This window comes from Idiomarina sp. D18, from assembly GCF_057748155.1.
Window position 1 is genome coordinate 803,883 of sequence record NZ_CM173240.1, and the last position, 13,371, is coordinate 817,253.

Sequence of the window (13,371 nt, forward strand, 5' to 3'; positions counted from 1 at the left end):
TGACAGGGTTGTGAGTAAAACGACAGTTATTGCTATTGCGGGGGCATCGGCCTCGGGTAAGAGTCTTTTTGCATCGACAGTTTATCAGGAACTGGTTGCAGAGTTAGGTAGTGACGGCATTGCGATTTTAGCCGAAGATGCATACTACAGAGACCAAAGCCACATGACGATGGAGCAGCGCGTGTTGACGAACTATGATCAACCGTCTGCATTTGAACATGACTTACTAAAGCAGCATATTCGCGATCTGCGTGATGGCAAAGCCGTCGAAATGCCGCAATATAGTCATACCACTCACACGCGACTGCCTGAGAGTATTCCTGTAGCCCCGGCGAAAGTCATTATGGTTGAGGGCATTTTACTCCTGACAGATCCTTCTTTAAGAGAAGAGTTCGATATCTCGGTATTCATGGATACGCCTCTTGATATTTGCTTACTGCGCCGTATTAAGCGCGATATCGAAGAGCGTGGTCGCAATTTGCAATCGGTCACAGAACAATATGAAAAATATGTTCGTCCAGCCTTCTTCGACCATATATTTCCTTCCAAGCAGTATGCTGATCTCGTAGTAACCCGAGGCGGGCGAAACGAAATTGCGATTGATATAATAAAAACAAAAATACGCCAGCTGCTGGCTGAATAACTCACGGTCCTTTATGAATAGTTTACTTGGCATTGCCGTTATTTTCTTCGTTGCTTTCTTATTGTCCACTAACCGCAGAGCCATTCGCTGGCGCACGGTTATTGGCGCATTTTCGATTCAACTTTTACTTGCTTGTTTTGTACTGTATGTACCGGTCGGACGAGAAATGTTATTTGGCTTTGCCCAAGGCGTTTCGACAGTGATTGGCTACACTGGAGCGGGCATTAACTTTCTATTTGGCTCGCTTGCCAGTGAAGACTTTGGTTTTGTTTTCGCGATTCAAGTATTGAGTGTCATTGTTTTCTTCTCATCGCTTATTTCGGTGCTTTACTATTTAGGCATTATGAAGTGGGTTATTAAAATTTTAGGCGGCGGGTTGCAACGCTTGCTTAATACCAGCCGTCCCGAATCGATGTCTGCTGCAGCAAATATTTTTGTTGGCCAGACTGAAGCGCCGATGATGGTGCGGCCATTTATCGGTACGATGACGCGTTCAGAGTTATTTGCTGTGATGGTCGGGGGCATGTCTTCTGTATCGGGTTCTGTATTAGCGGGTTATGCCGGTGTGGGGGTAGAGCTGAAGTATTTGATTGCTGCGAGCTTTATGGCTGCTCCCGCCGGTTTTTTAATGGCCAAGATGATGATTCCGGAAACGGAAAAACCACGCAATGACCTGACCGAAGTCGAGGTTGATGATCAATCGGCTAACGTGATTGATGCGGCGGCAACAGGAGCTTCAAGCGGTCTACAACTAGCGATGAACGTCGGGGCTATGTTGCTGGCGTTTGTGGCACTAATTGCACTGGTAAACGGTATATTTGGCTGGGTCGGTGGCTGGTTTGGTTATCCCGAGCTGACTTTACAAGAAATATTTGGTTATGTATTTCAGCCAGTCGCCTATGTTTTAGGCGTGAGCTGGGATGAAGCACAGCTGGCCGGTAGTTTTATCGGACAAAAGCTGGTGATCAATGAATTTGTTGCTTACCTTGATTTCGTTAATTACAAAGATCAGTTGAGTGAGCATTCGCAAGTTATCATTACCTTTGTTCTGTGCGGTTTTGCTAATTTCTCATCGATTGCTATTTTGCTTGGTGGTCTCGGTGGTATGGCTCCGAGTCGACGTCACGATATCGCACGATTAGGTATGCGCGCTTTATTGGCGGCAACGCTCGCTAATATGATGAGTGCAGCCATTGCAGGCTTCTTTATTGGACTAAGCTAGCATGTAATTGACACGAATTAAGAAGCCGGCTGTTAAGCCGGCTTTTTTGTGTCTAAAGATTAGCGTGGTTAGCTGCGGTCGCGGATCATGCCCTCTTGTATTGTCGATGCAACTAAGGTGCCTTCACGGTTAAATAGTTGACCGCGAACTAAGCCGCGTGCACCACTCGCAGAAGGACTGTCAATCGCATACAGTAGCCAATCATCCATGCGAAAATCACGATGAAACCACATCGCATGGTCGATGGTCGCGACCTGCATTTTGGGTTGGGCGAAACTCTTACCGTGTGGCTGTAATGCGGTGGGCAAAAAGTTAAAGTCCGAAGCGTAGGCGAGTAAGTATTTGTGCACGCGAGGGTCATCAGGCATGGCGCCATTAGCGCGTAGCCAAACGTAACGTTTCGGCTCGTCTTTTTCGGGTTTAAATGGATTGTATGAGGTAACAAAGCGCATTTCGATGGGCTTTTCGCTGATGAATTTGTTACGCAGCGGTGCAGGGATCAGTTCTTCGTGTTCACGATAAATATCAATGTCCGAGACTAACCCTTCAGGACCGGGAACATCAGGCATAGCGTCTTGGTGCTCAAAGCCCTCTTCATGTTGTTGGAACGATGCTGTCATGTAAAAAATTGCTTTGCCGTGTTGAATCGCTTTAACCCGACGAGTGGAAACACTGTTGCCGTCGCGAATAACCTCGACATCATAAACGATAGGTTTCTTTGCATCGCCCGGGCGCAAGAAGTAGCTGTGAAATGAATGACAAAGACGTTCAGGAGGTAAAGTTTCTTTAGCCGCTGATAAGGCTTGACCGATCACTTGACCACCAAATACCGCGCCAAAGCCCAGATCTTGACTGTTTCCACGGTATAAACCTTGTTCAATTGTTTCCAAGCGAAGTAAATCAAGGAGGTTATCCAATACTTGGCTCATTGCCTATTTCCTTTGTTTATGATTAATATCAATGCAGTTAGTTTAACGAAATGATCTGATTTAGTCTTTAATCACTACTTATATAGACACAATTATTCGTAAAAATAGATGGTTATGAGTGAAATTTGAGCGCTTGTTGGTAGCTCTTTACAGCGCAATATGTTTGCATAAATTAAAAGGCTTGGTTGAACCTAGCCTCATTGACTATATTAATAAAAACCTATCAGCTTAACTAACGCAAGAGCGAACGGGAGAGTACTATGTCAGGCAAAGACAGTCTGAATACGTTAAGTACATTGGATGTTAATGGTAACTCGTACGAGTATTACAGTTTACCGAAAGCAGCCAAGGAGCTCGGCAATATCGATAAATTGCCCGCTTCAATGAAAGTACTGTTAGAAAATCTACTTCGTAACGAAGATGGGGAAACCGTCACTCGTGAAGACCTTTCTGCAATGGCGGACTGGTTGAAAGAGCGCAAAATTGATCGCGAAATCCAATATCGTCCAGCACGTGTCCTGATGCAGGATTTTACAGGCGTGCCAGGCATTGTTGATTTGGCAGCGATGCGTGATGCGGTCAGTAACGCAGGGCAGAACCCTGAACAAATCAATCCGCTCTCGCCTGTCGACTTGGTTATTGACCACTCAGTGATGGTTGATAAGTACGCGTCCCCCGAGGCGTTCAAAGAAAACGTTCGCATCGAGATGGAGCGTAATAAAGAGCGCTATGAGTTCCTACGTTGGGGGCAGAAAGCGTTTGAAAACTTCCGCGTTGTACCGCCGGGCACCGGCATTTGTCACCAAGTCAACCTTGAGTATCTTGGTAAGAGTGTTTGGACCAAAGAAGAAAATGGGAAAACCGTTGCGTACCCAGATACGTTAGTTGGTACGGATTCTCACACCACCATGATCAACGCGCTTGGCGTATTAGGCTGGGGTGTTGGCGGTATCGAAGCCGAAGCCGCTATGCTCGGACAACCGGTGTCAATGTTGATTCCGGAAGTTGTCGGTTTCCGTATGACAGGCAAGCTGAACGAGGGCGTGACGGCAACTGACTTAGTGTTGACGGTAACGCAAATGCTACGCGAGAAAGGCGTAGTGGGTAAATTCGTTGAATTTTATGGTCCAGGTTTGGATAACTTGCCACTGGCGGACCGTGCAACCATTTCAAACATGTCGCCAGAATACGGTGCGACCTGTGGCTTTTTCCCAGTAGATGAAGAAACTATCAACTACATGCGTTTGTCAGGACGTGATGAAGAGACGCTGGCGCTGGTTGAGTCCTACTGTAAAGAGCAAGGCTTGTGGCGTAGCAATGACAACGAGCCAGAGTTTACTGATACGCTTGAGTTGGATCTGAGTGAAGTGCGCGCATCGCTTGCGGGACCTAAGCGTCCACAAGACCGTGTGAACATGGAGCAACTGGGTAGCAACTTTGATCTCATCTTAGAGACTAACGGCAAAGCCAACGAAAAAGATAAGTCGGTTCCGGTGAAAGGCCAAGACTTTGAGCTTTCTCACGGCGATGTTGTGATAGCTGCAATTACGTCCTGTACCAATACATCAAACCCCAGTGTGTTGATGGCGGCAGGTTTGCTCGCTAAGAAAGCGGTTGAAAAAGGTCTTATTCGCCAGCCTTGGGTTAAGTCTTCATTTGCGCCAGGCTCTAAAGTGGTAACTGACTACTTGGCGAAAGCCGGTCTAACGCCGTACCTTGAAGAGCTCGGCTTCCATCTAGTTGGCTACGGCTGTACTACATGTATCGGTAACTCAGGTCCGTTAGATGACGAGATCAGTGATGCGATCAACGAGGGTGATTTGACGGTATCGTCAGTGCTATCGGGTAACCGTAACTTTGAAGGTCGTGTTCACCCGGATGTGAAAGCAAACTGGTTGGCTTCACCACCGTTGGTCGTGGCTTATGCTTTATCAGGTACAACGCGTACCGATCTGAGCAAAGATCCGCTCGGTAAAGATAAAGACGGTAACGATGTGATGTTAAAAGACATCTGGCCAAGCAGTTCTGAAATTGCCGAAGCCGTTAAGACGGTTGATAACGAAATGTTCCGTAAGGAATATGGCGAAGTCTTTAAAGGTGATGAAGAGTGGCGTTCTATTAAAGTCGCGGAAGGTAAAACCTATGATTGGCAGGATGATTCAACCTATGTGAAAAATCCACCATTCTTTGACGACATTAATGAGCCGTTGGCTGATCCAAGCGACATCGAAGATGCCAATGTGCTTGCAGTGTTTGCTGACTCGATCACGACTGACCATATCTCACCAGCCGGTTCGATTAAACCGGACTCGCCAGCAGGTCGTTACCTGCAAGAAAATGGTGTAGAAGTGAAAGACTTTAACTCGTATGGCTCTCGTCGCGGTAATCACGAGGTCATGATGCGCGGTACCTTTGGTAACATTCGCATCAAAAACCAAATGCTTGATGGCGTTGAAGGTGGTTTCACCAAGTACATTCCGACTGGCGAGGAAATGTCGATTTACGATGCAGCAATGAAGTACATCGAGAACGACACGCCGTTGGTTGTGCTCGCCGGTAAAGAGTACGGTACTGGCTCAAGCCGTGACTGGGCAGCGAAAGGTACGCGGTTATTGGGTGTCAAAGCCGTGATTGCCGAAAGTTATGAGCGGATCCACCGCTCTAACCTGATTGGTATGGGTGTCTTACCGTTGCAGTTTGAAGACGGTCAAGGCGTTGAAGCGCATGGCTTGACAGGCGATGAAACCATCTCAATCAAAGGTTTAAATAAAGACCTTAAACCAGGGCAGATGCTCGATGTCGTTGCGAAAGGTAAAGATGGCAAGGAAGTAGAATTCCAAGCTAAATGCCGCATTGATACTTCAAATGAGATGAAGTACTACAAAAACGGCGGTATCTTGCATTACGTACTGCGTCAAATGCTCGAAAAGAAATAAGCACTTGATAGCGACAAAAAAGCCGCCCGCACATTCTATGCGGGCGGCTTTTTTATTGAGAATAAGCAGACTAGATGTTCAGTGAACGCCCGCCATCAACCTTAATTGACTCACCCGTAAGGAAAGGATTGTCGCGTAAAAACTTGACCGTCTCTATCATCGGCTGCAAACCGCCTTCAACATTCAATGGTGTTTCGGACATAACCTTCTGACGATGCGCGTCATCGTGGTCGGGTAAAAAGAGAATCGGACCCGGTTGGATGGCATTGACCCGAATTTTGGGCGCTAAAGTTTTAGCAAACCCTTGCGTCATATTCGCTAGCGCAGCTTTGGCGCCGCAGTAAGCAATATAGCTCGGTGAAGGACTGTCAGTGTAGATATCAGTGATATTCACCACCAAAGGGTTATCACTGTGCTCGAGTAGCGACTGAAGTCCAGTAATGAGTAAGTAAGGAGCTACCGCGTGAACATTATAAACGGCCGCTAGTGCGTCGGTGTCGCTATCAACAGTCTCGTTATCAAAAAAGCACGATGCATTGTTGACTAACATATCGAGCGTATCGGTCTTTTTTTTAATCTGCTCAATCAATGACTGTACCGCGCTAGGCTCGTTAAAATCGGCTTGTAGAGGAATCGCACCGCGCTGTTCGAGCGCCTCAACTCCGTTTTTAGAGCTGTTGTAATGGGCGAACACTTGATAGCCCTCGTCAATGAGGTGGTTGGCTAGCTCATAGCCAAAGCGTCGGCCAGCACCAGTAATCAGCACATTCTTTGCCATGATTATCCTTCCTTCAGTTCGTAAGCAATCTCTTGTAAATAAGTAGGCACCTCGGGCTCTTCATCGACAGGACCGAGGATATCAATATCAATTGTACGATCTTTGATACTGCGATTCGGGTCGTCACGGTCACGCCCGAGTTGCTCTTCAATTTCGTTAAAACGTTGTTTTAATTGCTGAGCTGTCAGGGTTGTTTCGATAGTGAATAACGCATTCAGAAAAGGGTGTGGTGTATCGATATCGACGGGACGGGTAAGAATGTCGCGTGTAAAAGCAAGTTCATCAGAAATTTGATAAAGATAGTGCTTAGCGCGAGAAAAGTGGAGTTCTGGTTCGATATTTGAGCCTAAACTACATAAATACTTCATAGATTAACTTTGTGGTTGATTACATTGAAAGATTATACGCAATTCAAAACTAATTGGTTTGTATCAAGTTATCTGATTTTATTGAAATTAGCGAATTGTTAAGAATTATGTATCAATGCGTCATACTCAGCCAGTTAAGTTGAAAAGCCCGAGAACCGCTGATAGGCTGAAATTTGTGTCAAAGATAATAAGAACTCATGCTATGACAAGCTTTCAGGTGTGGCTGAAAAGCTATAACAAAGCGCTATTTGCGTTGTTATCTATATTAATATCTTGTTCGGCGGTGGCGCAGAGCGAGGATGCCGTTGTGCTTTCTGGACCTGTCGAGAAAGTGCGTGCGGGCTATTTCGTTGTTGAGCTCGATCACGTCTCGCCGACATTACGCCCCTTGTCACTCCAAGTGAGTCAATCCAAGTCTTTTGCCAGCTTACTGCAGACCGTGCCAATCATGGGCAACTTCAACCAAGTGACCCTGACAGGGTTCGAATCAGGTCATTATTATATTCGCGCCGTGCATCAACAGCGCGTGGTCAGCCAAACGGCGATTGAAGTCACTGTTGAGCACTATCCGATTTGGCAGGCGTTGACACTGTTTTTGTTGGGCGCATTGCTATTTCTATTATTGTTGCTGACATTAATTATGGGACACAAGAAGGCGGTAGCTAATGACTGAATTTGCGCTGGATACACAGACTGCACTGTTCATTATCGTTGGCTTTGCCTTGGTATGGATTGCTTTTGGTGTTTGGCTCGGGCGAAAGAATAAGTCTCATGAGGACTTTGCGCTAGCCGGGCGGAATGTTGGTTTCGCGTTCGCAGCGGCAACCGCCATGGCGACATGGGTGACGAGCAATACAACCTTGGTGGCGCCTCAACTCACTTATCAGTTAGGTGTATGGGGGATGGTCGGGTACTCCTTTGCTGCGTTGGGATTGTTGTTATTCGCGCCGATGGCTAAACGAATTAAACAATTGCTGCCGCAAGGTTACACATCGGGCGACTTTGTCCGATTGCGCTATGGTCGCTTCGCTTGGGCCGTGTTCTTGGTAATTTCTGTGGTGTATGCCTTTGGTTGGCTGGTGAGCCTCGGTATGGCGGGCGGTATTCTACTCGAAGCACTAAGCGGCTTGGATTATTACATTGGCATGACGATTATTTTGGCGATGTGTGTGGGCTACACGTTATTTGGTGGCTTACGCGCAGTTATTGCTACCGACTTTATTCAAGCCTTAATTATTATCGTCGGTGTTGCTGTCGTGGCTTATTGGTTGATCGATAACGTGGGCTTAACCAGTATACATACAGAGCTGAGTGAAGCGCACCCGCAGCTATTAGATCTGCTATTTCCCGCCGCTGTGATGTTTTTGTTTAATAATATATTTTTCGGATTGGGAGAAATTTTTCACTCAAATGTGTGGTGGTCGCGAGCCTTGTCCTTTCGTAAGGATGTCGCATACAAAGCTTATTTAACCGGTGGCTTGTTGTGGCTACCGATTCCAGTTGTGACTGGATTCATTGCATTGGCCGCGCCACAACTGGGCATATTTCCGGCATCGGCCGATATGATAGGGCCGGCGGTTGCTGCATCGGTGCTCGGCAAAACAGGTGCCATACTGGTATTTATTGTTGTGTTCTCGGCGTTGGCGTCTAGTCTTGACTCTTTGCTGGCGGCCTCGTCTGACTTAGTCACTCAGGATATCTATCATAAATTAATTAAGAAGCACGCATCTGATCAGCAACTGATGCGATTTAATCGGTACTGCTTGCTCGGCATTGGCGTGATGACCTGGCTCTTGTGCTTGCCGCGAATAGCGACCTTGGGTGCGCTGTTAAACTTTGCGGGAGCTTTTGTCGCAAGCACCATTTGGCCTATCGTGATAGGGCTTTACTGGCGACGTCTGCAAGGGATTTTCGCGGGAATAGCGATGGCGGCAGGTACGATAGCCGGGCTGATCGCTTATTTTTGGATTGGATTTTACGTCGCAGCATTGGTTTCTTGTGCTGTATCAGGCCTGATTTGTGCAATCGGTATTGTATTCAACAAACGTCAGTTTTCGTGGCATGAATTGCAGGAGAATGGACAATGATTATTTCAGAAACTGCATTTTATTTATTGGTCACGGGGGCGCTCATACTCACAGTATTAGCGCCGGTTGTACTCATCGGTTTGTTTTTAAAAGATTATTTTTCTAAATCAATATGGTAACTGTATGAATATAAAGGATGTTTCCTTTGAGCGGGACAGACCTGACGTGTGCGGCGACGCACATCCCAAAGCATTGCTAAGAGCGATTCAAGAGGATGGTGATTACCTGTTGAAACTGGCTAATCAACACATTGTTTCGTCGGATCAGTTTACACAAAATGGTATGTTGCAGTTGTTTCGACTCGCAGCAAAGTACGAGGCCAATCCACGACGTTTTAGCACGTCGTTGCAGGGCAAAATCTTAATTTCTGCCTTCTATGAGCCGAGTACGCGCACGCGACTCTCATTTGAGAGTGCTTGGCACCGTTTAGGCGGCGATATTATGTCGATCACTGATCGCTCTACTACTGGGATTGCTAAGGGAGAATGCCTCGCCGATGTCGCTGAAATGTTTAATAACTATGGCGACTGTGTCGTACTAAGAGATAACAACGAGTCCTCGTTAGAGGAAATGATCGATTCGTTGAGAATACCGATCATCAATGCAGGTAATGGATGTGATGAGCATCCAACGCAGGCGCTAGCTGACCTTTATGCCTTGTTTAAATGGAAACCAGAACTAACGACAGCCGATGCTAAACAACACGCGGTGAGTGTGGGTATTATTGGTGTCCCCAATAGAATGCGAACTGTTAGGAGCCTGATAAAAAGTTTACTCAAATTTCCGGATGCGATTAAAGAGTTGGTCATTATTCATGATGACTCTGTATCAGAGCATCTATTTGCTGAACAGCAAAGAGAGCAGATAGAGCAAGCAGGCATTCATGTGCGGACGTCGACTGATTTGAATGCAACGTTGCCAGATATCGATGTGGTCTACATCAATGCGATATCTTGGGAGGGAGAGACATTCAATACGTATGGTAAGTCGTTTAGTTTGGATGCACAGTCGCCTTTGAAAGAAGACGCTATTATTTTACACCCATTGGCTCGTGGACCTGAGCTAGCAACGGATCTCGATCATACACCGCATAACTGGTATTTCAGCCAAGCTCGAGGTGCGGTGTTTTTGAGGATGGCGCTACTTACGTGTATGGTTCAACGCGCTGAGCGCGTTATCGATGTCGTATAACACAAGGAAAAACGAAGATGTGCGGAATTGCTGGAGTATTCAATCACCGCGTCAATGATCCTATCGACGCTCAGACCTTGGTCAATATGGCTGCGATAATGCATCATCGGGGTCCTGATGGATATGGCTATCACATACAATCGGAGCAGGGGATTGGTTTTAGTCATGCTCGGTTATCGATTATTGACTTAGATGAAGAGCGTGCTAAGCAACCTTTTTTGTCTGCTGATGAACGACTGATGCTAACTCACAACGGTGAGTTTTATGATTTCAAACGTATTCGAGCCGATTTGACGGCACGGGGGGCGCGTTTTAGAACGAAAAGCGATTCTGAAATCGTACTTCATCTATTTGAACGCTATGGCCTCGAAGCCACATTAAAGGAACTACGGGGTGAGTTTGCATTTGGCTTGTATGATAAAGACGAAGATGCACTTTATTTAGTGCGTGACCGTTTTGGTATTAAGCCCCTTTACTGGACTGAGACAGACGAAGGTGTCGTTTTTGGATCGGAGTTGAAAGTGCTATTCGCTCATCCGCAAGTAAAGCGGGCGTTTTCTGCTGAGGGCTTATACCACCAACTGATTCAAGTGATGGTGCCCGGCTCAACGGCATTTGAAGGAGTTCATCAAGTGCAGCCTGGGCAAGTGGTTAAAATCAAACGTAATAATGGCACACTCAACATCGATACGCTGAAGTACTGGGACGTGGATTTTCCTAATGAACACGACTATCCCGGTGATGAGGTCGATGAGACAGAATATGTCGAGGGCGTGCGCGAAAAGCTCTTAGAGGCGGTACAGCATCGTATGACCGCTGATGTACCCGTAGGCTGCTATCTCTCGGGAGGCATCGACTCATGCTCGATCTTGGGTCTTGCATCGGCATCGACCCAAACCTCAGTTAAGGCGTTCACCATTGGATTTGATTCGGACGACTATGACGAGACGCCCATTGCGCGTGAAATGGCCGAGGCGACTGACGCTGACCATCACATTATGGCGCTCAAGGCGAATGATCTGTACGACCATTTTGTAAAAACGCTATGGCACACTGAACGGACTATCTACAACACGCTGGGTGTCGCTAAGTACTTGATGAGTCAGGAAGTGCATGAGGCGGGCTATAAAGTCGTTATGACAGGCGAAGGCTCCGATGAACTGTTTGCTGGCTACCCAGCGTTTCGCAAGGATATGTTTTTACATGGTCTCGAACATTTACCGGAAATTGAACGGCTTGAATGGCAAAAGCTACTGGAAAAAAATAATCAGTTGTTTAAAGGTGCAATGCTGGCTCGAGAAGAATTCAGCAGCGATGCGTTAAACCAAAAAGTGGGCTTTACGCCGAGTTGTGTGCAACCTTGGCTGTCTTGTAGTAGCGTCGCTAAACCACTAATTAACAAAAGTCTGCAACAGCAACTTAAGGACTACGACCCGGGCCAGGCGATTGCAGACACATTAGATGAAGCCTACCTGACCGGGCGCCATCCGCTTGATCGCGCACAGTACGTGTGGATTAAAACCATGTTAGAGGGGCAAATTCTAACATGGGGCGGGGACCGCGTGGATATGGCTAACTCAATGGAAGCGCGACCTGCGTTTCTCGATCATCACTTAGCAGAATACGCCTTTACGGTGCCTCCGCATTTACGCATAAAAGGTAACAAGGAGAAATATGTATTGCGTGAAGCGATGAAAGGCTTGTTGCCGGAAACGCTCTATAAACGCGAAAAGTTTGCATTTATGGCGCCACCTGCGCATACCGATCCCGAAAAATGGAAAGCAGTAGAACGTTTAGCGGAGGAGTTTTTGAGTGAGCAAGCGGTAAAGGATGCGGGCTTACTCGATTTTGATGCGGTACAAGCCGTGTTTGCGCGTCACAGCTCAAGTGATGTCACCGCTGAAGAGCAAGTACAGCTTGATGCAGTTATCAACCATATGCTCGGTGTACAAGTGTTACATCATCACTTCGTCGCAACCGATGTTCCAAAGCAAGCTCAACAGCGTGCTCAAGAGCTCGGCTGGCACGCTTAACCGTTCTAGTTATCGGCGGTTACATACTTTATGTAATCGCCGTAACCATGTTCTTTCATTTCATCTAAAGGGATAAACTCTAGAGCAGCTGAGTTCATGCAATAGCGTAACCCCGTTGGTTTTGGACCATCGCTGAAAACGTGACCAATGTGATTATTACCATAGCGGCTGCGAATTTCTGTGCGTGTGTAAAACCAACTGTTATCCTCTTTTTCCACCACCGCATCGGATGTGATCGGCTGGGTAAAGCTGGGCCAACCGGTACCCGATTTGTATTTATCTGTAGATGAAAATAAGGGCTCACCACTTAGAATATCAACGTAAATGCCGGGGCGCTTGTTATCCCAATAAGCGTTATTAAATGGCTCCTCAGTACCATCCTCTTGTGTTACCTCAAACTGAATGTCAGTTAACTTTTGCTGCAACACTTCATCACTCGGCTTGCTGTAACTTTTCCAACGTGCTTGCGCTGCATTCGATTGATTGACTCCATTGGGATTTTGATTGGTGTACTGCTGATAATCGATATCTGAGGTATCTCCCCAGAACTTCTCGATGAAGTCATAACGTCCTGAATTAAACGTATAGACTTTGTAGCGGATCGGATTTTTATCATAATAATTTTGATGATAGTCCTCGGCGGGATAGAAGGACTTAAACCGTGTTATTGGCACAACAATAGGCTTTTTGAATGGTCCGTGTTCGGCTAGATATTGTTTAGTCTGCTGAGCAATTTTACGTTGTTGATCGGTGTGATAAAAAATTTCTGGACGGTACTGCTGACCACGATCGACAAATTGACCTTTATTATCCGTGGGGTCAATGATACGCCAGAATTTTTGCAAAAGGGCGGCGTATGAAACAATGTTAGGGTCATAATAGACTTGTACACTCTCAGTGTGACCTGTTTTACCTGCGGAAACTTCCTGGTAGGTCGGGTTGAGCTCTGTTCCGCCGCTAAAACCTGAAATGACCTCTCGAACGCCGTTCATTTGCTCAAATGCTTCCTCAACACACCAAAAGCAGCCGCCAGCAAAAGTCGCTATTTGCTCGTGAGATTGCTTTTCGTTGATTTCATTTTGTGCCATGCTCAAGTGAGTGAAAAGAACAGCGAGCATGATGAATATATATTTGGACATAAAAGGCCTCCTGCATTACTGCTTCTAATAACAATATAGGTCAGT

12 protein-coding genes are annotated in these 13,371 nt (G+C 46.5%); 8 read left to right on the top strand and 4 right to left on the bottom strand.

Annotated features, from left to right (window positions below):
- Nucleotides 1-10 precede the first annotated feature (10 nt).
- Nucleotides 11-643: a uridine kinase gene (gene udk, locus AC3AP5_RS03840; RefSeq protein WP_006955552.1), complete on the top strand. Its 633-nt coding sequence runs from the start codon at nucleotides 11-13 to the stop codon at nucleotides 641-643.
- Nucleotides 644-656: 13 nt separating this feature from the next.
- On the top strand, nucleotides 657-1,865 hold the full coding sequence (locus tag AC3AP5_RS03845; RefSeq protein WP_006955551.1) for a NupC/NupG family nucleoside CNT transporter: 1,209 nt from the start codon (nucleotides 657-659) through the stop codon (nucleotides 1,863-1,865).
- A 68-nt stretch (nucleotides 1,866-1,933) separates the two neighbouring features.
- Here AC3AP5_RS03845 and tesB read toward each other — a convergent pair whose 3' ends face one another.
- Nucleotides 1,934-2,794 (bottom strand): acyl-CoA thioesterase II, encoded by an 861-nt coding sequence (tesB, locus tag AC3AP5_RS03850; RefSeq protein WP_006955550.1) that lies wholly within the window; start codon nucleotides 2,792-2,794, stop codon nucleotides 1,934-1,936.
- Between the two features lie 260 nt (nucleotides 2,795-3,054).
- On the opposite strand from tesB, the gene acnA reads away from it, so the two are divergent.
- Complete coding sequence (gene acnA, locus AC3AP5_RS03855) at nucleotides 3,055-5,730, top strand: aconitate hydratase AcnA (RefSeq protein ID WP_006955549.1); 2,676 nt, start codon at nucleotides 3,055-3,057, stop codon at nucleotides 5,728-5,730.
- Nucleotides 5,731-5,800: 70 nt separating this feature from the next.
- Here acnA and AC3AP5_RS03860 read toward each other — a convergent pair whose 3' ends face one another.
- Together AC3AP5_RS03860 and folK are read right to left on the bottom strand one after the other, a co-directional pair.
- Nucleotides 5,801-6,508: an SDR family NAD(P)-dependent oxidoreductase gene (locus AC3AP5_RS03860; protein ID WP_006955548.1), complete on the bottom strand. Its 708-nt coding sequence runs from the start codon at nucleotides 6,506-6,508 to the stop codon at nucleotides 5,801-5,803.
- Nucleotides 6,509-6,510: 2 nt separating this feature from the next.
- Nucleotides 6,511-6,876: a 2-amino-4-hydroxy-6-hydroxymethyldihydropteridine diphosphokinase gene (gene folK / locus AC3AP5_RS03865; RefSeq protein WP_006955547.1), complete on the bottom strand. Its 366-nt coding sequence runs from the start codon at nucleotides 6,874-6,876 to the stop codon at nucleotides 6,511-6,513.
- A gap of 202 nt (nucleotides 6,877-7,078) precedes the next feature.
- Here folK and AC3AP5_RS03870 point away from each other — a divergent pair, with 202 nt between their 5' ends.
- Genes AC3AP5_RS03870 through asnB form a run of 5 tightly spaced genes read left to right on the top strand, consistent with a single transcriptional unit; the run spans nucleotide 7,079 to nucleotide 12,187 of the window.
- Entirely contained in the window at nucleotides 7,079-7,549 is a 471-nt protein-coding gene (locus AC3AP5_RS03870; protein ID WP_006955546.1) for a hypothetical protein, read from the top strand.
- Nucleotides 7,542-8,963 (top strand): sodium:solute symporter family protein, encoded by a 1,422-nt coding sequence (locus tag AC3AP5_RS03875; RefSeq protein ID WP_487327042.1) that lies wholly within the window; start codon nucleotides 7,542-7,544, stop codon nucleotides 8,961-8,963. Before AC3AP5_RS03870 ends, AC3AP5_RS03875 begins: the two co-directional genes overlap by 8 nt.
- A complete protein-coding gene (locus AC3AP5_RS03880; protein ID WP_006955544.1) occupies nucleotides 8,960-9,082 on the top strand; it encodes a hypothetical protein in 123 nt (40 codons plus the stop codon). The genes AC3AP5_RS03875 and AC3AP5_RS03880 overlap by 4 nt, the downstream gene beginning before the upstream one ends.
- A 4-nt stretch (nucleotides 9,083-9,086) precedes the next feature.
- Nucleotides 9,087-10,154, top strand: a complete 1,068-nt coding sequence (locus AC3AP5_RS03885) for an aspartate/ornithine carbamoyltransferase family protein (protein WP_040487880.1) — start codon at nucleotides 9,087-9,089, stop codon at nucleotides 10,152-10,154.
- Between the two features lie 17 nt (nucleotides 10,155-10,171).
- Nucleotides 10,172-12,187, top strand: coding sequence for an asparagine synthase (glutamine-hydrolyzing) (asnB, locus tag AC3AP5_RS03890; protein WP_487327043.1), 2,016 nt, complete (start codon nucleotides 10,172-10,174; stop codon nucleotides 12,185-12,187).
- Between the two features lie 5 nt (nucleotides 12,188-12,192).
- Here asnB and msrB read toward each other — a convergent pair whose 3' ends face one another.
- On the bottom strand, nucleotides 12,193-13,326 hold the full coding sequence (gene msrB, locus AC3AP5_RS03895; protein ID WP_006955541.1) for a peptide-methionine (R)-S-oxide reductase MsrB: 1,134 nt from the start codon (nucleotides 13,324-13,326) through the stop codon (nucleotides 12,193-12,195).
- Nucleotides 13,327-13,371 lie beyond the last annotated feature (45 nt).

What these genes read in the sequence shown, in the direction of transcription:
- AC3AP5_RS03845 (WP_006955551.1), top strand. Translation starts at nt 657, where the DNA reads ATGAATAGTTTACTTGGCATTGCCGTTATTTTCTTCGTTGCTTTCTTA.
- tesB (WP_006955550.1), bottom strand. Translation starts at nt 2,794, where the DNA reads ATGAGCCAAGTATTGGATAACCTCCTTGATTTACTTCGCTTGGAAACA.
- acnA (WP_006955549.1), top strand. Translation starts at nt 3,055, where the DNA reads ATGTCAGGCAAAGACAGTCTGAATACGTTAAGTACATTGGATGTTAAT.
- AC3AP5_RS03860 (WP_006955548.1), bottom strand. Translation starts at nt 6,508, where the DNA reads ATGGCAAAGAATGTGCTGATTACTGGTGCTGGCCGACGCTTTGGCTAT.
- folK (WP_006955547.1), bottom strand. Translation starts at nt 6,876, where the DNA reads ATGAAGTATTTATGTAGTTTAGGCTCAAATATCGAACCAGAACTCCAC.
- AC3AP5_RS03870 (WP_006955546.1), top strand. Translation starts at nt 7,079, where the DNA reads ATGACAAGCTTTCAGGTGTGGCTGAAAAGCTATAACAAAGCGCTATTT.
- AC3AP5_RS03875 (WP_487327042.1), top strand. Translation starts at nt 7,542, where the DNA reads ATGACTGAATTTGCGCTGGATACACAGACTGCACTGTTCATTATCGTT.
- AC3AP5_RS03880 (WP_006955544.1), top strand. Translation starts at nt 8,960, where the DNA reads ATGATTATTTCAGAAACTGCATTTTATTTATTGGTCACGGGGGCGCTC.
- AC3AP5_RS03885 (WP_040487880.1), top strand. Translation starts at nt 9,087, where the DNA reads ATGAATATAAAGGATGTTTCCTTTGAGCGGGACAGACCTGACGTGTGC.
- asnB (WP_487327043.1), top strand. Translation starts at nt 10,172, where the DNA reads ATGTGCGGAATTGCTGGAGTATTCAATCACCGCGTCAATGATCCTATC.
- msrB (WP_006955541.1), bottom strand. Translation starts at nt 13,326, where the DNA reads ATGTCCAAATATATATTCATCATGCTCGCTGTTCTTTTCACTCACTTG.